The organism is Aurantiacibacter sp. MUD61 (genome assembly GCF_027912455.1).
Classification (GTDB): domain Bacteria; phylum Pseudomonadota; class Alphaproteobacteria; order Sphingomonadales; family Sphingomonadaceae; genus Alteraurantiacibacter.
Genome location: NZ_CP115446.1, coordinates 2428144 through 2451652 on the forward strand (window position 1 = coordinate 2428144; position 23509 = coordinate 2451652).

General features: G+C 59.6%; 23 protein-coding genes, 1 tRNA gene and 1 pseudogene. 10 read left to right on the top strand and 15 right to left on the bottom strand.

What is annotated here, in order from left to right:
- Nucleotides 1-56: 56 nt before the first annotated feature.
- The 10 genes from O2N64_RS11650 to O2N64_RS11695 form a co-directional block, all read right to left on the bottom strand.
- Entirely contained in the window at nucleotides 57-1259 is a 1203-nt protein-coding gene (locus tag O2N64_RS11650) for a molybdopterin molybdotransferase MoeA (RefSeq protein ID WP_271077759.1), read from the bottom strand.
- On the bottom strand, nucleotides 1256-1735 hold the full coding sequence (moaC, locus tag O2N64_RS11655) for a cyclic pyranopterin monophosphate synthase MoaC (RefSeq protein ID WP_271077760.1): 480 nt from the start codon (nucleotides 1733-1735) through the stop codon (nucleotides 1256-1258). Before moaC ends, O2N64_RS11650 begins: the two co-directional genes overlap by 4 nt.
- A 50-nt stretch (nucleotides 1736-1785) precedes the next feature.
- Nucleotides 1786-2157 (bottom strand): DUF3597 domain-containing protein, encoded by a 372-nt coding sequence (locus tag O2N64_RS11660; RefSeq protein WP_271077761.1) that lies wholly within the window; start codon nucleotides 2155-2157, stop codon nucleotides 1786-1788.
- A gap of 82 nt (nucleotides 2158-2239) precedes the next feature.
- Nucleotides 2240-3028, bottom strand: a complete 789-nt coding sequence (gene trpC, locus O2N64_RS11665; RefSeq protein WP_271077762.1) for an indole-3-glycerol phosphate synthase TrpC — start codon at nucleotides 3026-3028, stop codon at nucleotides 2240-2242.
- Complete coding sequence (gene trpD, locus O2N64_RS11670; RefSeq protein ID WP_271077763.1) at nucleotides 3028-4020, bottom strand: anthranilate phosphoribosyltransferase; 993 nt, start codon at nucleotides 4018-4020, stop codon at nucleotides 3028-3030. The genes trpC and trpD overlap by 1 nt, the downstream gene beginning before the upstream one ends.
- A complete protein-coding gene (locus O2N64_RS11675; RefSeq protein ID WP_271077764.1) occupies nucleotides 4017-4616 on the bottom strand; it encodes an anthranilate synthase component II in 600 nt (199 codons plus the stop codon). Before O2N64_RS11675 ends, trpD begins: the two co-directional genes overlap by 4 nt.
- Nucleotides 4617-4647: 31 nt before the next feature.
- Entirely contained in the window at nucleotides 4648-5607 is a 960-nt protein-coding gene (gene pip / locus O2N64_RS11680; RefSeq protein WP_271077765.1) for a prolyl aminopeptidase, read from the bottom strand.
- Nucleotides 5604-6356 carry a phosphodiester glycosidase family protein gene (locus O2N64_RS11685; protein WP_271077766.1) on the bottom strand — a complete coding sequence of 251 codons (753 nt, stop codon included), beginning with the start codon at nucleotides 6354-6356 and terminating at the stop codon, nucleotides 5604-5606. Before O2N64_RS11685 ends, pip begins: the two co-directional genes overlap by 4 nt.
- 32 nt (nucleotides 6357-6388) lie before the next feature.
- Entirely contained in the window at nucleotides 6389-7894 is a 1506-nt protein-coding gene (gene trpE / locus O2N64_RS11690) for an anthranilate synthase component I (protein WP_271079657.1), read from the bottom strand.
- Nucleotides 7895-7922: 28 nt separating this feature from the next.
- The gene (locus O2N64_RS11695) at nucleotides 7923-9863 is read right to left on the bottom strand and encodes a peptidylprolyl isomerase (RefSeq protein ID WP_271077767.1); all 1941 of its coding nucleotides are present in this window, start codon (nucleotides 9861-9863) and stop codon (nucleotides 7923-7925) included.
- 234 nt (nucleotides 9864-10097) lie between these two features.
- On the opposite strand from O2N64_RS11695, the gene tpiA reads away from it, so the two are divergent.
- The 3 genes from tpiA (at nucleotide 10098) to O2N64_RS11710 (ending at nucleotide 13067) form a co-directional block, all read left to right on the top strand.
- Complete coding sequence (tpiA, locus tag O2N64_RS11700) at nucleotides 10098-10856, top strand: triose-phosphate isomerase (RefSeq protein WP_271077768.1); 759 nt, start codon at nucleotides 10098-10100, stop codon at nucleotides 10854-10856.
- A gap of 92 nt (nucleotides 10857-10948) precedes the next feature.
- Nucleotides 10949-11311, top strand: coding sequence for a preprotein translocase subunit SecG (gene secG, locus O2N64_RS11705; RefSeq protein WP_271077769.1), 363 nt, complete (start codon nucleotides 10949-10951; stop codon nucleotides 11309-11311).
- A gap of 115 nt (nucleotides 11312-11426) precedes the next feature.
- Nucleotides 11427-13067, top strand: coding sequence for a CTP synthase (locus tag O2N64_RS11710; RefSeq protein ID WP_271077770.1), 1641 nt, complete (start codon nucleotides 11427-11429; stop codon nucleotides 13065-13067).
- Between the two features lie 358 nt (nucleotides 13068-13425).
- On the opposite strand, the gene O2N64_RS11715 is transcribed toward O2N64_RS11710, so the two are convergent.
- On the bottom strand, nucleotides 13426-13899 hold the full coding sequence (locus tag O2N64_RS11715; protein WP_271077771.1) for an Hsp20 family protein: 474 nt from the start codon (nucleotides 13897-13899) through the stop codon (nucleotides 13426-13428).
- A 127-nt stretch (nucleotides 13900-14026) separates the two neighbouring features.
- Between O2N64_RS11715 and grxC the strand changes: the two genes are divergently transcribed.
- From grxC to O2N64_RS11735, 4 genes and pseudogenes are all read left to right on the top strand, one after another.
- Nucleotides 14027-14290 carry a glutaredoxin 3 gene (gene grxC / locus O2N64_RS11720; protein ID WP_271077772.1) on the top strand — a complete coding sequence of 88 codons (264 nt, stop codon included), beginning with the start codon at nucleotides 14027-14029 and terminating at the stop codon, nucleotides 14288-14290.
- Nucleotides 14290-15120: a carbon-nitrogen hydrolase family protein gene (locus tag O2N64_RS11725; RefSeq protein WP_271077773.1), complete on the top strand. Its 831-nt coding sequence runs from the start codon at nucleotides 14290-14292 to the stop codon at nucleotides 15118-15120. Before grxC ends, O2N64_RS11725 begins: the two co-directional genes overlap by 1 nt.
- A pseudogene (locus O2N64_RS11730) lies at nucleotides 15117-15611 on the top strand (DUF1178 family protein). Before O2N64_RS11725 ends, O2N64_RS11730 begins: the two are co-directional and overlap by 4 nt.
- 37 nt (nucleotides 15612-15648) lie before the next feature.
- Nucleotides 15649-15725: transfer RNA gene (locus tag O2N64_RS11735), tRNA-Arg, on the top strand.
- Nucleotides 15726-15894: 169 nt separating this feature from the next.
- On the opposite strand, the gene hppD is transcribed toward O2N64_RS11735, so the two are convergent.
- The gene (gene hppD / locus O2N64_RS11740) at nucleotides 15895-17016 is read right to left on the bottom strand and encodes a 4-hydroxyphenylpyruvate dioxygenase (protein WP_271077774.1); all 1122 of its coding nucleotides are present in this window, start codon (nucleotides 17014-17016) and stop codon (nucleotides 15895-15897) included.
- 115 nt (nucleotides 17017-17131) lie between these two features.
- Here hppD and O2N64_RS11745 point away from each other — a divergent pair, with 115 nt between their 5' ends.
- The 3 genes from O2N64_RS11745 to O2N64_RS11755 all read left to right on the top strand — a co-directional run bounded on the left by O2N64_RS11745 (nucleotide 17132) and on the right by O2N64_RS11755 (nucleotide 20098).
- A complete protein-coding gene (locus O2N64_RS11745) occupies nucleotides 17132-17452 on the top strand; it encodes a septum formation initiator family protein (RefSeq protein ID WP_271077775.1) in 321 nt (106 codons plus the stop codon).
- 159 nt (nucleotides 17453-17611) lie between these two features.
- Nucleotides 17612-18706 carry a pyruvate dehydrogenase (acetyl-transferring) E1 component subunit alpha gene (gene pdhA, locus O2N64_RS11750; protein WP_234035154.1) on the top strand — a complete coding sequence of 365 codons (1095 nt, stop codon included), beginning with the start codon at nucleotides 17612-17614 and terminating at the stop codon, nucleotides 18704-18706.
- 3 nt (nucleotides 18707-18709) lie between these two features.
- Nucleotides 18710-20098, top strand: coding sequence for a pyruvate dehydrogenase complex E1 component subunit beta (locus O2N64_RS11755; RefSeq protein ID WP_271077776.1), 1389 nt, complete (start codon nucleotides 18710-18712; stop codon nucleotides 20096-20098).
- Between the two features lie 47 nt (nucleotides 20099-20145).
- On the opposite strand, the gene O2N64_RS11760 is transcribed toward O2N64_RS11755, so the two are convergent.
- Genes O2N64_RS11760 through O2N64_RS11770 form a run of 3 tightly spaced genes read right to left on the bottom strand, consistent with a single transcriptional unit; the run spans nucleotide 20146 to nucleotide 23410 of the window.
- Complete coding sequence (locus tag O2N64_RS11760; protein ID WP_271077777.1) at nucleotides 20146-20820, bottom strand: TadE/TadG family type IV pilus assembly protein; 675 nt, start codon at nucleotides 20818-20820, stop codon at nucleotides 20146-20148.
- Between the two features lie 20 nt (nucleotides 20821-20840).
- A complete protein-coding gene (locus O2N64_RS11765; RefSeq protein ID WP_271077778.1) occupies nucleotides 20841-21431 on the bottom strand; it encodes a TadE/TadG family type IV pilus assembly protein in 591 nt (196 codons plus the stop codon).
- Entirely contained in the window at nucleotides 21431-23410 is a 1980-nt protein-coding gene (locus O2N64_RS11770) for a TadE/TadG family type IV pilus assembly protein (protein WP_271077779.1), read from the bottom strand. The genes O2N64_RS11765 and O2N64_RS11770 overlap by 1 nt, the downstream gene beginning before the upstream one ends.
- Between the last annotated feature and the right edge of the window lie 99 nt (nucleotides 23411-23509).

Below are 23509 nucleotides of genomic sequence, written 5' to 3' on the forward strand. Positions count from 1 at the left end.
CAAATGTTCCACATCGGGAACGAATAAAGAACAATTATGAAACAGAATTGCTGAAGTCAAGCGATACCGCCATTTTCGAGCAAATAGGCTTTAACCGGTGTTCCCACCTCTTGGGGGCCAGACCCTTCCGGTCGCTCGATGAGGGCATTGGCGGCTGCAAGTGCGCGCAGGGCGCTGCTGTCATTCTCGTTCACCGGGGTGATCTCGCCGCCTGCTAGGTGCGCGCGAACGAACTCGCGCCTGTCACCCACCGGCGGCAGCTTCGCCGTAAGTTTCGCCATGACGGTCGTGGGTAATGATGCGGATGGCCCAGCGAGGCGGCGGAGCAGCGGTAGCAAGAACAAATAGCCGGTAACGAAACTCGAGACCGGATTACCTGGCAGGCCAAGGATGATAGTCTTGCCTTTGCGCGCGACCATCAACGGCTTTCCCGGCTTCATCGCAACACGCCAGAAGTCCAGCGTGGCGCCCCAGTCTTCGAGGGCGGGACGCACGAGGTCGTGATCGCCGACAGAAGCGCCGCCGCAGGTAACGATCACATCCGCCTCGGTTTGATCGAATGCGGCGATGAGTTGCGCCTTATCGTCGGCGATCGGTCCGATCACCTTACATTGGGAAGCATAGGGCGCGGCCATCGCGGCGAGCATGGGGCCATTTGTGGCGGGGATTTGGTGATCTGCGGACTCCAAGGGGTCTGCTGCAAGCTCGTCGCCGCATTCGATAATTGTGATCTGCGGCAATTTCCCTGCGTTGATTGTCGAATGTCCCCCAGCTAGCGCAACGGCAATCTGCGCGGGACCGATCCGCGTTCCTGATTTAAGAAGCGCATCGCCTTTGCGGAAATCGAAGCCTTGCTTGCGAACGTATTGCGGGCTGGCTGAGTGACTATCCGTCACTGACAGAGTGTCGCCTTCGCGGTGCGCGTGCTCCTGCAAAAGCACCGCGCCGCCGGCGTCCGGCATGTGCGCGCCGGTTGAGATACGTATCGCCTCTCCATGCTTCAGCGAGCCTGCAAATGGATGACCCGCGGCGCTTTCACCAATGATGCGCCACGGTCCCGCCAGATCGTCTGCACGAATGGCATAACCATCCATTGCGGAAAGATCTGCCGCCGGATTTTCGCGTAAAGAACACAGATTGTCGGCAAGATAGCGGCCCGCTGCCGTGGATACGGGAAATATTTCGGATTCCAGCGGCTCAGCAAGCTCAAGAAGTCGCTTTTGCGCTTCCTCCAAGGGAATCGGCGGGGGAGGGCTCACCTTGCCTCGCTCGCGTGCCAGTCACCGCTCTTGCCCCCGGTCTTCGACAGCAGCCGCACCTGCTCGATCACCATGCCTTTTTCGAGCGCTTTAGCCATGTCGTAAAGTGTCAGGAGTGCGATGGAAGCTGCTGTAAGCGCTTCCATTTCAACGCCGGTCTTGCCAGAAAGGCGCGCGGTCGCAGTGACCGCAATGCTCTCTTCATGAAAGGCAAAGTCGATTGTGACGCTGTCCAGCGGAAGCGGATGGCAGAGCGGGATGAGATCAGCGGTCTTTTTCGCCGCCATAATTCCGGCAATCCGCGCAGTGCCCAGCACATCGCCCTTGGGCGTGTTACCTTCACTAATGGTAGCGATTGTACTGGCTGAAGCGCGCAAAAAGCCCGCAGCAGTTGCGCTCCGCTCGGTCACTTGCTTGGCGCCGACATCGACCATGCGCGCCGCGCCGTCATCATCCAGATGGGTAAGCTCAGACATGGCAGGCGACCTATCGCAGATCGCCCGCCATGTCAGCTAGTTCGAGGATATCAGTCGAGCATCGATGGCGGAACCTTGCCGCCCTCGGCTGCGATTTTCGCCATCACCTGACGGTGCAGCCAGATGTTTTCTTCGGCCTTGCCCGAATAATCATTGTCACCCAGCTCAGCGGCCAGCTCCTTGCGGTTCTCATAGCTTGGGTCGATGCCGACGAGCTTCATCAGATCGACAATCGAAGTCCGCCAGTTGAGCTTGTCTGCGCCCGGCTTGTTCTCCAGCGCTTCTTCCAAATCCATTGTGCTGACAGGCCGCGGGCGGCCTGCCTCGACAGTCTTCGACGCGGGTTTCGCGCCGTGCTCCACCTTCTTGTCGTCGTCATCGTCGCCGAAAATCGCGTTCTTTATCGAGCTGAAAATACCCATAATTGCATCCCCTTCATGAAAGTTGGTCAGGGGTGTAACATAGGCACGGTTGGGCGCATTTGCGAAGAATGATTTGTAAAGTCTAGTGACCGAGTAGGCTACGGGTTGCCGCCTCGACATCCTCTTGCCGCATCAGGCTTTCCCCGACGAGGAAACAGCGCACACCACTTTCGGCAAGACGCAAGCAGTCTTCATGCGAGTTGATGCCGCTTTCACCCACCAGCAGGCTGCCCTCCGGAGCGAGCGGCGCGAGGCGTTCGGTCGTGCTGAGGTCGGTGGTGAACGTCTTCAGATTGCGATTGTTGACGCCGATCAGGCGAGAGGTGAGGTGCGTGGCTGCGCGTTCCAGTTCCTCCTCGTCATGCACTTCGATCAGTACATCCATCCCGCGCTCGATCGCGGCGGCTTCGATTTCCGCCATCTGCGCGTTGTCCAGCGCCGCCACGATGATCAGGATTGCATCCGCGCCGAACATGCGGCTTTCGGCGATCTGCCACGGGTCGACCATGAAGTCCTTGCGCAGCACGGGCAGATCGGTGGTCGCCCGCGCTTCCATCATGAAAGACTCGTGACCTTGGAAATACGGAGCATCGGTGAGGACAGAGAGGCAGGCCGCGCCGCCTTTAGTGTAATCGAGCGCATGCTGATGCGGCCGGAAATCGGCACGGATCAGCCCCTTCGAAGGACTGGCCTTCTTGATTTCCGCGATGAGGCCGAAGCCTTCGGCAGATGCTTCCTCAAGCGCGCGCTTGAACCCGCGTGGCGGCGTGCTCTTCTGCGCGATACGATCACAATCGGACAGCGTCTTTGCCGCCTTGCGGCGGGCGACCTCCTCACGCTTCACAGCGCAGATTTCTTCGAGCTTGTTCATTACTTGGCCGTGTCGATCCAGCATTCGAGCAGCGCCTTCGCGAGACCCTTGTCGATAGCCTCGGCCGCCTCTTCGACGCCGTCCTGCCAGCTGTCGACTTCGCCAGCGACCATCAGCGCGCCTGCGCTGTTGAACAGGACGGCATCGCGATAGGGGCCGGGCGCGCCGAGAAGTAGCGCTTGGAGCGCCTTGGCATTGTGGACCGCGTCATCCCCCCTGATAGCTTCGACAGGAGCATGATTGAGGCCCGCATCGCTCGCATCGACGCGGCGCATACGGACTTCGCGGCCCGTCACATCGGCAAGCTCGTTGCCTTCATCCAGGCTCAGCTCGTCCAATCCTTCGTCGCCGGAGACGATAAAGGTGCGCTCGGTGCCGAGGCGCGCCATCGCATCTGCATAAATCGGCACGTAGGCCGGGCGCGCTATACCGATCAACTGACGCCGAACCTTCGCCGGGTTCGACAGCGGCCCCATCAGGTTGAAGATCGTGCGCTTGCCGAGCTTCTGGCGGATCGGCTGAATGCGGCCCATCGCGGGGTGATGGTTCTTGGCGAACAGGAAGCAGATGCCAATCTCTGCGAGCGTCTTCTCCGCAGTCCGCCCGGCTGCATCCATATCGAGGCCCAGAGCTTCGAGCGTATCTGCTGCGCCCGATTTCGAACTCGCCGCGCGATTGCCGTGCTTCGCCACCGGAACGCCGCAGGCCGCGACGACAAGAGAAACAGCGGTCGAGACGTTTAGCGTATGGTGGCCATCGCCGCCCGTGCCGCACACGTCGATTGCGTTGTCGGGCGCTTCGATCGGGATCAGCCGCTTGCGCATGGCCCGCGCGGCACCGGCGATCTCCTCCGCGCGCTCACCGCGATCGGAAAGTCCGCTCAGGAATTCGGCGATTTCCTCTTCGCTGGGCTTGCCGTCGAGCATATCGCCAAAGGCACGCTCGGCATCAGCTTCAGTCAGCGGGATATCAGTGGGAGGAAGAACGGTCATACAGGCACCTTCGCTTCGATCCCGCAGATGTTGAGGAAATTGGCGAGCAGCCTGTGGCCATGCTCGGTGGCGATGCTCTCCGGGTGGAACTGCACGCCATGGATCGGAAGGTCCGCATGGCGGAAACCCATCACACTGCTGCCATCGAGCCCGGGAGTCTCGCTTCGCGCATTCACCAGCAGGCAATCGGGAATGTTGTCCACGATCAGCGAGTGATAGCGCGTCGCGATATAGGGCGAGGGGATATTGGCGAACACGCCTGTCCCATCATGGTCTACCGGCGAAGTCTTGCCGTGCATCAAACCGCCGCGCGCAACGCGTCCGCCGAAATGCTGACCGATAGCCTGGTGGCCCAGGCATACGCCGAGCAACGGCAGTGCTTTGTCAGCACAGGCCGCGACCAGATCGAGCGAAACACCGGCTTCATTCGGCGTGCACGGCCCCGGAGAAATCAGCACGCCTTTCGCGCCGCGCGCCACAGCTTCTGCCGCCGTCATCGCATCGTTACGCTCGACCAAGACTTCGGCGCCCAGCTCCATCAGATAATGGACCAGGTTGAAGGTGAAACTGTCGTAATTGTCGATGACGAGGATCATTGCGCCGCCATTGCCTCTGGTGCCTGCACAATCAAGCCTGTTTGCCAGCAAGCTCATCGGTTGCGCGGACGAGGCCGTCGACGATACCCGGCTCAAATGCGCTGTGACCTGCATCGTGAACGATCCGAAGATCGGCTTCGGGCCACGCCTTTTTCAGTTCCCATGCGGAAACGGGCGGTGTGCAAATATCGTGGCGCCCCTGAACGATGATGCCGGGAATGTCTTTCAGCCTGTCGGCATTCTTCAGCAGCTGCCCTTCTTCGAGGAAAAATTCCTTCAGGAAGAACTTCGCACAAATCCGCGCGAAGGGAACAGCCTTTGCGGGATCGGCAAAACTATCGAGCAACTCCTTGTTCGGCAGCAATGTCGCGACGCTTCCTTCCCACAGAGACCATTCCTTGGCCGCAGCGAGGCGCGTTGCCTCATCATCGCTGGTCAAGCGATCGTAATAGGCTTGCACAAGATTTCCGCGCTCGGCTTCGGGGATGAGACTGCTGAAATCGTCCCACTGCTCCGCCATGATCTCGCTCGCGCCGCGGCTATAGAGCCAGTCCTGCTCCTTTCGCCGCCCAAGGAAGACACCGCGCAGGACCAATTCGCTGCACCGTTCGGGGTATTTTTGCGCATAGGCGAGGGCGAGGGTGGACCCCCAGCTGCCGCCGAACACCTGCCATTTGTCAAAGCCGCACATTTCGCGAAGGCGCTCCATGTCCTCGACGATGCGCCAAGTATCGTTGTTCTCGATTTCCGCGAAGGGCAGGGACTTGCCGCATCCGCGCTGGTCGAACAGCAGGACGTCGTAAAGTTCGGGATCCCACTGGCCGCGATGTGTTGGAGAGATGCCCCCGCCCGGGCCGCCGTGCAGCATCACCGCAGGCTTCGCGCCTTTCGTGCCGACGCGCTCCCAATAGAGCGAATGGCCTTCGCCCACATCCAGCATGCCGCTGTCGAAAGGCTCGGTGATCGGGTAAAGTTCGCGGTATTCGCTCATGAATTCTCGTCCTGCATTGTGACAACGATCAACGGACCGATGGGCGATCCGGTTTCCAGTCGATCATTGGGTACATCCCATATTTGCGACACGCTGCCATCCAGATAGAGGGCGTTGTCGACATTCAGGACGTCGCGGTAATAGCGCGCGAGCTTGCCGAAGCTCACCGGCACTTCGCTCATCACGAAATGTGCGCGGCCCAGCTCGTCTACCCCCACGGCGTTGCGGATACGCAGAGAGGTGCCGTTGGGCTGGATATCGGGGTGCAATTCGCCGTTCACCACCAGCATGGGCCCCGATTGCGTGGCGAAGTTCGGTCGCTGGCCGCGGCTTGCGAAGCGTTCCGTATCGAGAACCTGCCAAGGGCCTGCGGGACCATCGCCGAAGAAAACACCATTGGGCCTCATATGGAAATTGCCCGGCCCATCGCGTTGATTGAGAACGGTCAGCCGCCGGCCATCCTCGACGTAATAGCCGATGGGAAAGCCTTCCTCATCGAACATGCCGCCATTCGCCGCGAACACGATATGCGGCGCGCCGTCCGGTCGCTCGGCGAAAGAAAGCTCGCGCAGGGAACGATAGGGCGTTTCCTCGCCTTCGGGAGCCAGATCCATAGCGATGGCGTGCTGCGCAGGATCGGCAGTGCATTGCACCAGAGGAGTATCTTCGAAGATCACCGGCTCGCAGATCGAGACCAGCTCTTCCTCAATCTCCTGCTCAAAGCGGATGTCACAGCCACCGATGGCCAATGCGAGGGGAATAAGCGTGAGGCGACACGCTCTCACTGCCCGAACTCTGCTTCGCCGGCGATGGTCACCGCTTCTCGCGCGGCTGCGATCAGCGCACCCGCCTTGTGGCGACATTCGGCGGCTTCATAGGCGGGATCACTGTCGGCAACGATGCCGGCTCCGGCCTGGACGTGCATCGTGCCATCCTTGACGACCGCGGTGCGCAAAACGATGCAACTGTCGACAGAACCATCGGGCGCGAAATAGCCGACACCGCCCGCGTAGGCACCGCGTGTTTCCGGCTCCATCTCTGCAATGATCTCGCAAGCGCGGATTTTCGGCGCGCCGCTAACGGTTCCGGCAGGAAAGCCAGCGAAAAGGGCGTCGAGCGCATCCTTTTCGCCCGTCAATTGGCCCACGACATTGCTGACGATGTGCATCACATGGCTGTAGCGCTCGATCGTGAAGCTGTCGGTGACGGTAACGCTGCCCGCTTCGGCCACGCGCCCCACATCATTGCGGCCAAGATCGAGCAGCATCAAATGCTCGGCGCATTCCTTCGGATCGGCGAGCAGGCTTTTCTCATTGGCCTTGTCCTCGCTGTCGGTCGATCCACGCGGACGGGTGCCTGCGATCGGGCGAATGGTGACTTCGCCATTTCTGACGCGCACCAGGATTTCAGGGCTGGAGCCGACCACGGCAAAGCCGGGCATGTCCAGGAAGTAAAGAAACGGAGACGGGTTCACCCGTCGCAGCGCACGGTAGAGCGCGATAGGCGGGAGCGGGAAGGGACAGGTGAAGCGCTGGGCGAGGACAACCTGGAAGATGTCGCCTGCAGCGATGTATTCCTTCGCGGACAGCACCATCTCCGCGTAATCCGCCTCGTCCATCACAGGGGTGAGGGAGCATTCGGGCAGATCGGCAAGACGCGGCGCGGAGGGCACCTTTTCACCCAGTTTTCGCAACGCTTCGTTGACCCGCTCTTCGGCCCGCTCGATCTTGGCATCTGCATCGCCATCATCCGCCCAAAGCGGCGCGATCACGAAAAGCGCGTCAGTCAGCCTGTCGAACACCAACACCAGCGCCGGTCGCGCGAACAGCATATCTGGCAGCGCGAGGTCGCTCTGTGGTGCTCTCGGCAGTTTCTCGACGAGGCCGATCGTTTCGTAACCGAAATAGCCAACAAGGCAGGCCAGCGCGGGCGGCAATTCTTCCGGAACATCGATCCGGCACGATTGCACCAGTTCACGCAACGCTGTCATTGCATCGTCGCCGACTGCCACAAAGTCCTCGCGATCGTGGCGCCAATTGCGATTGATTTCGGCGGCGCTGCCTGTGGCGCGGAACATCAGGTCGGGATCTAGCCCTAGCAGCGAATAGCGACCGCGGATTTCACCGCCCTCCACCGATTCCAGCAGAAAGTCTCCGCGCCCTTCCTCGATCAGCTTCAGCGCGCCGCCGATTGGGGTCTCCGTATCGGCAACGACCTTGCGCCAGACGAGCGTGTTGCGCCCGCTGGCAAGTGCGTCGCGGGCGGCGTCGGCGTTGTTGAGACCAATGGCCAGCGCGGCCTCCTAGATACAGGTGTTAGCGCGTGGCGCCTGTCAGCTGGTCGCGCACGGCGTTGATACCGTCTTCATTGCGTTCGATATCCAGCGAGGCTTCTGCACCGGCGACGAATTGAGCAACATATTCCTCGCCAAGCTGATCGGAAAGCTGCCGCATCGTGTTCTCGATCTGCGCGCGGCCCTCTTCGGTGTCGCTCAAATCGGGGGCCTGGATTTCATTCAACTGGACCACGAACCAGCTATTCGTCTCTTCGACCGAAACGCGCTTTGCAGTGCCTTCTGCCATGGAGAAGAAAAGAACGGTCGCGCGGTTGACCTGGCCGGAAGCTGCCAGCTCCTGACGATTGAGGCTGAGGCGATCAGGCGCAGGCAGGCTGACATCTTCTGCAGCCACGGCATCGGCCAGCGACATTCCGCCTTCCATGCGCTCAACGATGCGTGCTGCCGCTTCGGATGCAGCCGTCATGCCGCGATCGCGACGCCACTGCAGGGCGACCTGTTCGCGAATCTCCGAAAGCGGCGCTGCCGAGCTGGTGAAAATCTCGCCGACATCGAAAATCATGTAGGCGACATCGGGCACGATCGCAGCGATCTGCGGCTCGTTTTCGCCAAGATCGAAGGCAAAGCTCACAACGCGCGCCAGCTCTTCCGGTGGCTGGCCGCGCTGGCCGTAGACCTGCCCATTGGCGAGAAGCTGCGGGGTCGACTGGATTTCCACGCCCAATTCCTCGGCCGCTTCCTCCAAGCTTTTGCCGCGAGCGAATTCGTCTTCGAAGCGCTCGGTCAATTCGTTCAGGGCTTCACTGCGGCGCTCAGTTTCGAGGGTCTCGCGAATTTCGTCGCTGGCGTCGGCGAGCGAACGCGCGGCGATGACATTCACATCCGTCACGCTGAGCACGTACCAGCCCAGCGTGCCACGAACCGGACCGACGAGATCGCCTTCTTCCCCATCGAAAGCCGCTTCGGCAACTGCCTCCGAAGTGGTGGTCGCGAAATCGGCTTGCTCGACTTCCGTAACATTTGTGGTGGAAAGGCCTTTCGACCTCGCCGATGCCTCCAGAGAGGTTCCGCCGTTCACTTCGTTGATCACAGCCTGCGCTGCGGCCTGAGTGGGCAATACGAGCTGGGTGAAGCTGCGCTCCTCACCGGCTTGGTACAGTACGGCATTTGCTTCATAGCGGGCAGCGATCTGGGCCTGCGTCACCGGGGGCAGATCACCCAGAGCGGATTCGTCGAACGCGGCATAGCGGATGATACGGCGTTCCGGGCGGATAAAGCGCGCCTCATTCTCTTCGTAATACGCCTGCAATTGCGCGTTTGTCGGTTCGCCGTCAGGCGCGAAAGCGGAGGCAGGAAGCCGCACCGCATCGCCGATGCGCGTCTCGTTGAGCAATTGCGCATAGGTGCGGGCAAAGCTGCGCGGCATGCGGGACTGGTAGGACAGCGGAACAACTGTCTGACGGGCCAGCAGGCTCAGCGCGAGATCATTGCGCACTGCCGATTCGGTCAGCCCCTGGCCGCGAATGGCTGCGCGAAACGCGTCAGGATCGAATTCGCCATCGGCACCGCGGAACCCGGGCTCATTGGTGATTTCACTATCGACAAGCCTCTGACCGGCACGAAGGCCCAGCAGTTCGGCGAATTCCGCCAGCGCATTGCGGCTGATCACCTGATCCAGAACATTGTCGAATCCGCCCTGCGCAATGAAAGCCTCGATCGATAGCGTCGGATCCTGCGAACGCGCCTGCTGGTAGGCATTGTTGACGTTCTGCTGCAGGTCAGAAGTGGCAATCGTGCGATCCCCAACGACAGCAACGCGGTCACCGCCAGCGACGCCGCCAAACATGCCAGTGTTCGCCACATCGGAGCTGGCGAAGGCGACCGCGATCAGGCCAAGAAAGGCCAGAGTAACGACGATCCCGATCTTGGATTTGAAAAAACCGCGAAAGAGCTGGAGCATAAAATTCAGTTCTGCTGTGGCCGAAGCCGGTAAAGGGGGAGGGCAGACGCCGCTCGACTTATGAGCGGGAGGCTTTATCTCGGCTGCGACCACGCCGCAACAGGCGCGATGCGCTTTCCCGCAATAGGCAAAAGTGCCTTTGACAAGGAGCGAGGGTGGCTATAGCGGACTTTTCATTAGATAGAGATACGGTTGCGCGCCGACGCGCGAACCAACTGAATTATCGGGAAATTGATGACTATTCGGCCTTACATCGTTGGCAATTGGAAGATGCACGGCACCCGCGCCATGCTGGCAGAGGCGCGCGCGATCGATCGCGCGGCAGAGCGGCTCATCAAGGTGGAAGTGGCTCTGGCCCCGCCATCGACGCTGATTCACGCCTGCCGCAAGGAAGCCAATCTCATCGGAATCGGTGCGCAGGATTGTCATCCCGCAGATGGCGGCGCGCACACCGGCGATATCTCCGCCGCCATGCTGAAAGACGCGGGCGCTGGCTTTACAATCGTTGGTCACAGCGAACGACGCGCCGATCACGGCGAAACCAATGCGCTCGTCAAGCAGAAGGCGGAAGCCGCTATTGAAGCGGGCATGGCCGCAATCGTCTGCGTCGGTGAAACCGAAGCTGATCGGGATGCTGGCAAGGCCGAAGCGACCGTCGGTCGCCAGCTAAAGGCGTCACTTCCTGAAGGCGAAGCAGCCGCTGCCAATGTTACCGTGGCTTACGAGCCGGTCTGGGCTATCGGCACCGGACGCACGCCGACGCCTGAAGATATCGCAGACATGCACCGCCACATTCGCAGCAAGCTTGTGGAAGTTTACGGCGAGGTAGGGCAGGAAATCCGCATCCTCTACGGCGGTTCGGTAAAGCCTGAAAATGCAGCAGAATTGCTTTCGGCGGACGACGTCGGCGGAGCACTCGTCGGCGGCGCAAGCCTGACGGCGGAGAGCTTCCTCGGCATTATTATCGCCGCCGCAGGGGATGACGCGGAGTAAAACCTCTCGCCATCCGCTCTTGTGAACTGGGCGAACGCAGCCTAAATGCGCCCTCCGGCATGGTGCCGTATTGAACAGATTGACTGACTGATATGACCCTTTTCCTCTTCCTCACCGTTGTGCAGGCCTTCGTGGCCGCTGGCCTCGTGATCCTGGTGCTGATGCAGCGCTCTGAGGGTGGTGGTCTTGGCATCGGTGGCGGTGGGAGCCCTGGCGGTCTGATGTCTGCGCGCGGTGCAGCCGATGTGTTGAGCCGGGCAACCAAATGGTTTGCCATTCTATTCGTCGCGCTTTCGATTGTCCTCGCAGCAGTCGCCGTAGACGCGACGGGTCAGCGAGACTTTGACGATTCGCTCGATCGCTCGACCTCTGCACCGGACCTGCCGAGCAGTTCCGCACCAGAGGCAGAGGAAGCCGCACCGGCAGATGATCCGCTGGCTGACGTCACCGAATAATCGCGCCTGTTCCGGCGAGTACGCTCGCCCGATCGCACTAATCCCCCGATACACGCAAAAAAGCGGCGCAATTCGCTTGCACCGAATCCTTGCGTCAGCTTAAGGCTTGCCTCCCATGGCGCGGTACATTTTTATCACCGGCGGCGTGGTCTCCTCGCTCGGCAAAGGTCTTATGGCAGCCTCTCTGGCGGCCCTTTTGCAGGCGCGTGGATACAAGGTCCGTATCCGGAAATTCGATCCCTATCTCAATGTCGATCCGGGCACGATGAGCCCGTATCAGCATGGCGAAGTCTATGTGACGGACGATGGCGCGGAGACCGATCTCGATCTCGGTCATTATGAGCGCTTCACCGGGGTTTCCGCGCATCAGAACGACAATATAACTTCGGGCCGCGTCTATCGCGACATCATCGCCAAGGAACGCCGCGGCGATTATCTCGGCGCGACTGTCCAGGTCATCCCGCACGTGACCGATGCGATCAAGGATTTTGCGCTCGCCGACCAGGGCGATCACGATTTCATACTGTGTGAGATTGGCGGCACCGTGGGCGATATCGAAAGCCTGCCGTTCATGGAGGCGATCCGCCAGCTGCGTAACGAGCTGGAGCCGGATCAAACCGTCTCCGTCCATGTGACGCTGGTGCCTTATATCGCTGCAGCGGGTGAGCTGAAAACCAAGCCGACGCAGCACTCGGTACGCGAGCTAGCGGCATTGGGCATCAAGCCGGATGTCCTGCTGTGCCGTGCAGAGCATCCGATCCCGGATAGCGAACGCCAGAAAATCGCCAATTTCTGCAACGTGCGCAAGGAGTCGGTCATTCCGGCGCTCGACGCGACGAGCATCTACGCCGTCCCGCAGCAATATCACGAAGAAGGTCTCGACACTGAAGTGCTTCGTCACTTCGGCATGCTTGGCACCAGCAACCCGCCGGACATGGCGCGCTGGACCGATGTCGTCGATCGCTACGAGAATCCCGAGGGCGAAGTTACCATTGGCGTTGTCGGCAAATATGTGGGCCTGCCCGATGCGTATAAGTCGCTGAATGAGGCGCTCGTTCACGGCGGCATGGCCAATCGCACCAAGGTCAATATCCGCTGGATCGATGCCGAGGTATTCGAAGGCGATGATGCCGATATCGCCGCGCAGCTTGAGCCGCTTCACGGCATTCTGGTGCCCGGCGGGTTCGGCGATCGCGGCAGTGAAGGCAAGATTGCCAGCGTACGCTTTGCCCGCGAGCGCAAGGTTCCGTTCCTGGGGATCTGTCTCGGCATGCAGATGGCCTGCATCGAAGGCGCGCGCAATACTGCCGATATATCAACGGCTTCTTCGACGGAGTTCGGAGAGACTGACGAGCCGGTAGTCGGCATCATCACAGAGTGGATGAGCGAAGAGGGCTTGCAAAAGCGCTCCGAAGAAACCGATCTTGGCGGCACCATGCGCCTTGGCGCCTATGATGCGAAACTGACGGGTAACAGCCACGTCTCGCAGCTTTACGACGGCGCCACGGAAATTTCCGAACGTCATCGCCACCGCTACGAAGTGAACTCGGCCTATATCGACAGGCTGGAGAAGGGCGGACTGGTGTTTTCCGGCATGTCGCCCGATGGCCTGTTACCCGAAATCGTCGAGCGCCCGGATCACCCCTGGTTCGTCGGTGTACAGTTCCATCCGGAATACAAAAGCCGACCGTTCGAACCGCACCCGCTGTTTTCCGGTTTCATCGCGGCAGCGCTCAAGCAGTCACGCCTCGTCTGACGATGGTTAATGGCGACAAAAGGTTTTAGTAGAAAACGCTTGCATAAACCCAGCATGAATGCGTAACCGGAGGTTCCGGGGCTGGGGGTTTACCCGGGGCATTGATCGTTCGGACATTGGCGTTGTTTCCGCCGATGTGATGTCATGACACATGACCCACCCAGCCTCCGAAAAAGGGATTTTACCGCATCCGTCTGCCTGAATTGGCACGAAGATGTGGCGGTCTTGCTGATGAAACTGGCTGTCTTTTGCGACCCGGACAGTCAATTTTTGAAGCTTGTCGGCGTGCAAACGTCGAGGGGGCGGGCTTTAGCGGGCCCGCCCCCAATTATTTCATTACCAGGAATTTTGTGAGGGATCAGGCAGCGTCTGCTGCGTCATCACCCTTCTTGTCGCCATCGACGACTTCCAGCTTGTTGCCGCCGATTGCGATCTTCTTGGGCTTCATCGCTTCAGGCACTTCGCGGACCAGATCCACGACGAGCAGGCCGTCCTTCAGATCGGCATTCTCGACGCGAACATAATCGGCGAGCTCGAAGCGGCGTTCGAAGCCGCGGTTGGCGATGCCGACATGCAGCATCTCGCCATCGCTGCCTTCATCGCGCTTGCGTCCCTGCACGGTCAGCAGGTTCTGCTGGGCGGTGATATCGAGGTCTGCGGAGGTAAAGCCGGCCACCGCAATCGTGATGCGGTAGGCGTCTTCATTGCGACGCTCGATGTTGAAAGGGGGGTAATTATCGCCGGTATTCCGGGCATTGTTTTCGAGCAGGTCGAAAAGCCGGTCGAAACCGACAGTGGAACGGCGATAGGGTGTGAGATCAAAACGGTTCATTTGCAACAAATCCTCTTTTGAGCAATTTGACATTAAATGCGGACCCGTCAGCGGCGTCCGCGCATTATAAATATGGTGGCCGAAGACAGTTTCAAGAACTTCGGACCGATATGAAAGTGAGCACAGCGTGAGCGAAGCAAAGGTCGAGATTTATACAAAGGCATGGTGCGGGTTCTGCACGCGGGCAAAGCGACTGCTGGATGAGAAGGGTGTCGATTACACCGAGTATGACATCACCATGGGCGGCGAAAAGCGCACCGAGATGATGCAGCGCAAGCCCGATGCGATGACTGTGCCGCAAATCTTCATCGACGATAAAGCAATCGGCGGGTCGGACGATCTCGCCGCGCTGGAGCGTGAAGGCAGGCTGGACGAGATGCTGGGCCTCTGATGCCAAAGATAGCGCTTTTGCAGATGCAGTCCGGCGTCGAGCCGGATGCCAACACGACCACGATCATCGACGCCGCGCGTCAGGCAGCAGGGCAGGGCGCAGCCATGCTGTTTACGCCTGAAATGGCCGCACTGCTCGACCAGAAAAGATCGCGCGCGTCCGATCATATCGTCAGAGAAGATGAAAGCCAGGTGGTGCGCCGGGTGAGCGAAGCCGCAGCGGAGAACTCCATCTGGATTGCGCTGGGGTTGCCCGTTGCTCGTGAGGAAGACGGCCGCTGGGCGAACCGGACCCTCCTGTTCGATAAAAATGGCCAGATCGCCGCACGCTACGACAAGATCCACATGTTCGACATGGAGCTCGATGACGGCGAAAGCTGGCATGAAAGCAAGGCCTATTGCCCCGGCGAAAAAGCTGTGTCGGTGACGCACACGCCCGTCGGCCATCTGGGGCTCACAATATGCTACGACTTACGTTTTCCTGCGCTGTTTGAAGAACTTGGGCGCCGGAAGTGCGATGTCATCGCAACACCTGCGGCCTTCACCAGGCCCACCGGCAAGGCCCATTGGCACATCCTCCAGCGCGCCCGCGCGATCGAGGCGTCTGCTTTTGTGATCGCCGCAGCCCAGGTCGGAAAGCACGAGGATGGGCGCGAGACCTATGGTCACTCGCTTGTGATCGATCCGTGGGGCGAAGTCATGCTCGATATGAGCGGTGAGGAACCCGGGCTTGGCTTCTGCGACATCGATCTTTCGCGCGTGCAAGACGTCCGCCGCCAGCTCCCAAGCCTTGCCAACAAGCGCGATATCCCTAAATCCACCCCGCAATGATCGTCTTCGACCTTTCCTGTGAGCATGGCCACCGTTTTGAGGGCTGGTTCAGCTCGTCCGACGAATATTCCGCGCAGCTGGATGACGGACTGTTGGTCTGCCCGCTATGCGGATCGGAAAAGGTCTCGAAGGCACCGATGGCCCCTGCGGTAGGCAAAAAGGGCAACCAGCAAGCGACAACCGCGCCAAAGGCTGACCCGGCGCCTGCCATGCAGGATGAGACACCGCGTCCGGTGTCCAACGCACCGATGCCTCCCGAAGTGTCTGCCGCTTTGGAGAAACTGGCCGAGGCGCAGAACAAGGCGCTGCAAAACAGCAAATGAGTGGGCAAGAATTTCGCCGAGCAATCGCGCGCCATGCATTACGGTGAGCGGGACCACGCCCCGATCCATGGCGAGGCGAGCCCGGAAGAGGCCAAGGAATTGCTGGATGAAGGCGTGCCTGTGGCGCCGCTACCATTCCCCGTCGCCCCGCCGGACGATCTCAACTGATTGCCAGATGCCGCGTCTTTGCTATGGGAGCGCACAGGCGCCCGTAGCTCAGTCGGATAGAGCACCAGATTCCTAATCTGGGGGCCACAGGTTCGAATCCTGTCGGGCGCACCAAAGGGCGGCATCCCGCAAGGGGTGTCGCCCTTTCAGATTGAACCTAGTTCGGAGTCGAAGCGAAGCGGAGACGACGAGGCGCGTAGCGCCGAGACAATCCTGTCGGGCGCACCAAAAAGGGCGGACCAAACGGCCCGCCCTTTTTTCTAATCAGCGATGTGGTTGAGTTTTACTCAGCTGGCTCGGCCTCGACCGTCTTGGCGTCTTCAACGCTCAAGACACCGCGCTTCACCTGGTCACGCTCGATGCTTTCGAACAGCGCCTTGAAGTTGCCTTCGCCGAAACCGTCATCGCCCTTGCGCTGGATGAATTCGAAGAACACAGGGCCAACCTGCGCCTCGGCAAAAATCTGCAGCAGCAGGCGAGGGGAGCCGCCTTCGGTCGTGCCGTCGAGCAGGATGCCGCGCATTTTCAGCTCATCGACCGGCTCACCGTGACCGGGCAGACGCTCATCGAGCATTTCGTAATAGGTTTCGGGCGGTGCCGTCATGAACGGCACGCCGAGATTCTTCAGCCGATCCCATGCAGCGACAAGATCGTCGCAGATCAAGGCGATGTGCTGGATGCCTTCGCCATTGAAGTCCCGCAGGAACTCTTCGATCTGGCCTTTCCCGCCTTCACCCTCTTCGTTGAGCGGGATCCGGATCTTGCCGTCTGGCGCAGTCAGCGCCTTCGAGGTGAGACCGGTGTATTCACCCTTGATGTCGAAGAAGCGGATTTCGCGGAAGTTGAAGAGCGTCTCGTAATAGTCCGCCCAGTACTTCATGCGGCCGGTGTAGACGTTGTGGGTCAAGTGATCGATCACGTTGAAGCCCGCGCCTTCGGGCCATTTTTCGACGCCGTCGCGGTATTCGAAATCGATGTCGTAAATCGAAAGGCCTTCACCGTCTTCATCGGCGTAACGGTCGATCAGGTAGACGATCGCGCCGCCGATGCCGCGGATGGCAGGGATGTAGAGTTCCATCGGTCCGGTGACCACGTCAACCGGCTCTGCGCCGCGTTCGATCAGCTCGTCATAGGCCTTGGCCGCATCCTTGACGCGGAAGCCCATACCACAGGCCGAAGGCCCATGCTCACGAGCGAAGTACCAAGCGGCGCTGCGCGGCTCGTAATTGATAATAAGATTGATCTGCCCCTGCCGCCAAAGCTGGACGTCTTTCGACCGATGGTCCGCCACATGGGTAAAGCCCATGGTTTCGAACACAGGTTCGATGACGCCCTTTTCGGGGGCGCAGAATTCGACAAATTCAAAGCCATCAAGGCCGATCGGGTTTTCAAAGAGGTCAGTCATAGTTTCACTTGTAACCTTTTTGTTCGATTCTCGCAAGCAGCTATCCGGCCCATGGGCGGTGCATACGTCCGCAAACCGCTTGAAACGCGAGGGCAGGTGTGATTCAAGCGAGACCATGAACGGATTGGTGAATCGTAAAGCGGTTGTGCGCGAAAAGGTGATCAATGCCGTTGCCCTGCTGGTACTTGTGTTGATCGGTCTCCTCGCTTTGGTCGGTCCGGCCGGCTTTCTCGCCTGGGGTGAGCAAAGTGCGCAGCTCGAAGCGCATCAGGAACGTATCGCTGCGCTGGAGGAAGAGCGCGAGGTCCTGCGCAACCGTGTTGACCTGCTCGATCCCGACAATGTCGACGAAGACTATGCGTCCGAGCTCGTCCGCCGCGATCTTGGTGTTGCGCATAAGGATGATGTCGTCGTCGAACTCGGTGACGACAACTAGGTGCCGCGCGCAATCGGTTCTCGCGCAAAACCAATCTAACCGCTTTGGCGAAATTCGTATGCGCGACATTGCCAGCGGAACACTTTGCCCCCTATAGGCCTTGTTATAAATTGAACGCTTATGGCTCGCGCAAGACGAGCATCCAAAAGGGGAAATGCCTTGGCAAAAGCCTCCACCTCCGGGAAGAAGAAGGCCCCGGCGAAGAAGACCAACACGCCCGCAGCGGTTGACGACAATTTCTCGCTCAGCACGCTTCAGGACGAGCTTGAGAAGAGCAAGCGCTTCAAGGCTGACAAGGATCAACTCCTGCATTTCTATGAGCAGATGCTGCTCATCCGCCGTTTCGAAGAAAAGGCCGGCCAGCTTTACGGCCTCGGCCTGATCGGCGGTTTCTGCCACCTGTATATCGGCCAGGAAGCTGTCGCGATCGGCCTGCAGTCGGCGCTCGACAATGACACGGACAGCGTGATCACCGGCTATCGCGATCACGGTCACATGCTCGCCTACGGCATCGATCCGAAAGTGATCATGGCCGAGCTGACGGGCCGCGCTGCCGGTATCTCGAAAGGCAAGGGCGGCTCGATGCACATGTTCAGCACCGAGCACAAATTCTACGGCGGCCACGGCATCGTCGGCGCGCAGGTCGCGCTCGGCGGCGGGCTCGCGCTGGCGCATCAGTACAATGAAGATGGCGGCCTGTGCCTTGCCTATTTCGGCGACGGCGCGGCCAACCAGGGCCAGGTCTATGAGACGATGAACATGGCGGCGCTGTGGAAGCTGCCGATCGTGTTCGTGGTCGAGAACAACCAGTATGCAATGGGCACGGCCGTACGCCGCAGCTCGGCTGAAACCGAATTCTATCGCCGCGGTGCAGCTTTCCGCATCCCAGGCATGCATGTCAACGGCATGGATGTTCTCGAAGTACGCCAGGCCGCAGAAATCGCGTTCAAGCATGTGCGTGAAGGCAATGGCCCTGTGCTGATGGAATGCGAGACTTATCGCTATCGCGGCCACTCCATGTCGGACCCGGCTAAATATCGTACGCGTGAAGAGGTGCAGGATCAGCGCGAGAAGAACGATCCGATCGAGCGCGCAAAGGTCGATCTGATGAAGCTGAAAGTCTCCGAAGACGATCTGAAAGCGACCGACAAGTCGATCCGCTCGATCGTTTCCGAAGCTGCAGACTTTGCCGAAAGCTCACCCGAGCCGGAGCCAAGCGAACTCTACACTGATGTTCTGGTGGAGGAGTATTGAGCCATGGCTATTGAACTCAAAATGCCCGCGCTTTCGCCCACCATGGAAGAAGGGACGCTTGCCAAGTGGCTGGTCAAGGAGGGTGACACCGTCTCCGCCGGAGACGTGCTTGCCGAAATCGAGACCGACAAGGCGACGATGGAATTCGAATCCATCGATGAAGGCACCGTCGGCAAGATCCTCGTCGAAGAGGGTACCGAAGAGGTAAAAGTCGGCACCGTCATCGCCATTCTCGCAGGGGAAGGCGAAGACGCATCCGATATCGAAGCGCCGTCGGGCGACGCCGAAGTGAAAGACGTCGAAGGCGAGGGCAAGGACGTTGGCCGTGATCCGTCAGAAGCGGAGATCACCAAAAAGCCGGATGCCAAGCCACGCGCCGAAGATCCGGACATTCCCGAAGGCACCAACATGGTCAAATTGACCGTGCGCGAAGCCTTGCGTGACGGCATGGCAGAGGAAATGCGTCTGGATGACCGCGTGTTCGTGATGGGCGAGGAAGTTGCCGAGTACCAGGGTGCCTACAAGGTCACCCAGGGCCTGCTCGACGAATTCGGCCCCAAGCGCGTCATCGATACGCCGATCACCGAATACGGCTTTGCCGGCATCGGTGCGGGCGCGGCCATGGGCGGCCTGCGCCCAATCGTCGAGTTCATGACTTTCAACTTCGCCATGCAGGCGATCGACCACATCATCAACTCGGCGGCGAAGACGAATTACATGTCCGGCGGCCAGATGCGCTGCCCGGTCGTGTTCCGCGGCCCCAACGGCGCGGCAAGCCGCGTAGGCGCGCAGCACAGCCAGAACTACGGCCCTTGGTACGCCAGCGTGCCCGGCCTGATCGTGATCGCGCCCTATGACGCCCAGGATGCTAAGGGGCTGATGAAGGCTGCCATTCGCAGCGAAGACCCCGTCGTCTTCCTCGAAAACGAGCTGGTCTATGGCCAGACTTTTGAAGTTGCGCAGCTGGACGATCACGTCCTGCCCATCGGCAAGGCGCGTATCATGCGTGAAGGCTCCGACGTGACGATCGTATCCTATTCGATCGCAGTTGGCGTTGCGCTGGACGCGGCGGATGAGCTGGCAGAGCAGGGCATCGATGCCGAAGTCATTGACCTTCGCACACTGCGTCCGCTCGACAAGGAAGCCGTCCTGACGTCACTCGCCAAGACCAATCGCGTTGTCATCGCGGAAGAGGGCTGGCCGACCTGCTCGATCGCGTCGGAAATCGTCGCGATCTGCATGGAAGAGGGTTTCGACCATCTCGATGCGCCGGTCACCCGCGTTTGCAATGAAGACGTGCCACTGCCCTATGCCGCCAACCTCGAAAAGCTGGCGCTGATCGACAAGGCGCGCGTGGTCGAGGCAGTGAAGAAGGTCTGCTACGTCGACTGACCAGCAGTAATGATCGAAGGGGAGGGTGCCACAGCGCCCTCTCCCGCTCATCCGGTCACAGCATAGCCCGATTGGGTATAGTTGTCGCAATCCGCTACCGGATCCGGGGCGCTTGGATCGCGCTGGAAGATGCCGCTCAGATCCCGGTCGTCGCGGACATTGAAGCTGGCGATGGCGTGAATTTCATGGCTGCCGAAGCTGAAAGGCTCACCCACGATGGGTTGGTAGTCGTATGACACTTCGACGAACATTACCGCATCGTCTTTGAAAGCGATGACCTCTTCACCGGCTGGTCCCATGCCGGCGATTGTCGTCGAGAGGCCATCGCCTTCATCGCCATATGAACTGTCGTGGATTTTCGTGCCCATGCAGCGTTGCCAATGGATATACTGCTGGTCGTCCGTGCCATCGACGACTTCCAGGCTACTGAGAATCACCCGGCCGTGCGAAAATATGTCCACGCCCGCGGTGCTCTGCACGTGCGCACCATAAAACAGGTCATTGATGTCATCTTCGTAGATTTTGCGGTCTTCGAGCACGCTCGTATCGCCGATGCGCGAGGCGTTGTCCGCGATCTGGACAGCCAGCTGCGAAACCTGCATCTGGACCAGCGCCCGATTAGCGGTCTCCAGGCCCATCAGGCCTGCGCCCAGCAGAAAGGGCAGCGTGAGCGCAAATTCGGTCATTGCGACGCCAGACTGATTGCGCGCCAGAGTGCGCATTTTCGATGCCATCGCAATCATCACGCACAATTCCCTACACCGACTTCATGCTCGGTGGTGTTGAAAGGCTGGTTGCGCAGCACGGTTCGCGCAGTAACGGTAACGGTCTGTTCCCAGCCCAGCAGTTCAGGCATCGGGAAGGCGCGATCATAGGTCGCATCGACCTGATACATCACCGCATCGCGCGCGCCATTGGTGTTCTTCAACGTGCGGATCTGATCCCAAACCCCATTGCCATTGAGGTCTTCGAATGGCTCATTGTCGGCGCAAATCCCATCGCCATTGGTATCGGTCCACGCCTCTGGTCGGTTCATATCCGAATAGCTGCGATAGCCCTCGCGCGTGAATGTCACGATGGCCGACGGAACGATGTTCTGCACGGCGCCACGCACCTTCGTGTCGAGCGCGGCCGGATTATTGGCATAGGCCTCGATCGTGGAATCGCGTGCGGCCTTTTGCACCGCGCCCTCGATCATGGTCTCGGCGTAGTAATTGTAGGAGAATTCGAACAGCGCCATGATTGTCAGCACAAATGCTGGCGCGATCATCGCGAATTCGACGATGGTTGCACCGCTTTCGTCACTGCCAAGTTTGTGCCTCAACCCCGTCATCAGCGCGACACCCGCAGTTCGCTCATCGACCGGGCGATATCCATGAAGGCTTCGTTCAGCTCTTCGGCATTGGCGGCTTCGAATGTCCGGCCGGGGCCTCCGCATTCTTCCATGATCGGATTGAGCGTCGTGCCAAAGGCGACAACCCACACGGTGATATTCCGGTTTTTCACCTGCTCGCAGGCAACCGAGAAGCGGTTTTCGACCGTCTGCGCCAGCGTCATGCTGCTGGACGGGTTCCAGCGCCGTTGATCGAGGCCATCGACACCATAGGCGCCATAGGCAAGATCATAGGGCTCGGTCTGACCATCTGTCAGCCAGATCATGTGACGACCACGGGTGCGCCCATCGATATCGGCGTTCTGCGATGCGAACAGGCCGGTCGGCGAAATCAGGCGGCCACCCCAGATCATGCCAAGATCGTGATATGTCGCTCCGTACGGCACCAGAGTGTCGAGATATGTATCCAGCTCACCGCTCGACATTTCCTGCAAGCCTTGCGCAGCGGGCGGACAGTCGGAGAACCACCAGGTGCCACTATCGGCATATTCCTCCTCCGTGCTGAAAGGAGGAGTCCAGAAACTGCCCGTTCCATTGTTGAGAATTTTGCGGACAAAAATCTCTTCCGGATAGCGCGGCCGCCATTGTGTTGAGCTGTCGCCAGCACTCGGTACAAGATCAATGTCGAGGTCCAGCGCGCGCGTGAAGTCGACATTGTCATAGTCGGTGATCTCATAAGTATCGCGTTCCTCGATGCAGCCGTCCTGCTCGGTTCGCCATGCGGATACGTCGAGCGAAACCTGTTGATAGCGCCAGCGATTGACGAGTTCCGGCACTGCGCGAACCTTTTCGTAGGTCTGCGTGTAATTGGTAGACTCGCGATATTCGATTGTGCAGGTCGATCCACTGCGCTTTGTGCGGTAGATTCGTCCGTTTTCAATCTCCTGCATCGGTTGCACGTAGAGGACGGCCGGTGGATCGGTGACAGTTTCTGTATAGGCTTCGCCCGCTTCGGTTACCTCTTTCGAGAATGTATTGCTGGGCTGCGAGCCCTGACAGCGGTAGTTACCGGATGATCCTGAGCCACCAGAAGACGATGTCCCTTCGTCCGTTTCCTCTTCTTCTTCCACTTCCTCACCGGCCGCCGCTTCAACCCAAGTTGCTTCGTAGGTGGATTCGGCTACCCATCCCGGGCGGGTGCCAGAAACATATTCGTAATTGCGATTGAAAAACTCGGCGTCGTCTTCCGAAAGTGCGTAGCCAGCGGCGACGCGGCCTTGGTATTTCCAACTATCGACCACCCAGTCGTCTTCCAGCAAGTGGCCGACATTCACATTGGTGGCGTAGGGCACGAAGCCGTAGCGAATTTGCGTATTGGGCGCTTTGTTGGAATCGATCTGCGTATAGAAATTGCGAACGACCTGTTTGACGGACTCAATGCGCGAAAGTGTGTCTCCCGCATTGGTGTGCCGCATCGAGCCGGTCGTATCGATGACCATCATGATATCGAGATCATTGAAATTGAGGATCGATGAGCAATCGACGCTCACTGCCACTTCATCGAAACCGAAAACGCTCATGAGGGTAGTCGGCACATCGACGCTGGCATTCGCGCTGATGGAATAATCTTCCTCAAGCGTCATCACGAAGCTACGATTTTCGGTGCCGTAAGCCCCGTCCTGGAAGTTGAGATTGAAGAAGCGCTGGCCGGTCTCCGCCACATCTGTCGGCATGGTGCCATCGACCGCGATCTGGGAACCCATCCGCTTTCGCGCAGCGAGCGTCGCGGCGTCACATGCCTGCTGCAAGCGGCTCTGCGCGAGATACCCGCGACCCATATCGATACCACCGCCGAGAAGCGCGATCAGCGGGAAGAGCGATGCGGCAAACATCGCCATCACATTACCCGAACGATCACGGGCGAGGCGCGACATCACACGCGAACGCGGGGTCTGGCCGGGGGAAGGGCGCAACTTCATGAGCATCCCTCTACGCACTGCGACTAAGCTATCCGTGAATAGCCATGGTTAATATTTTCATGATTTCCGGCAGGGGAAAGGGCGACGAAACAGAAAGCC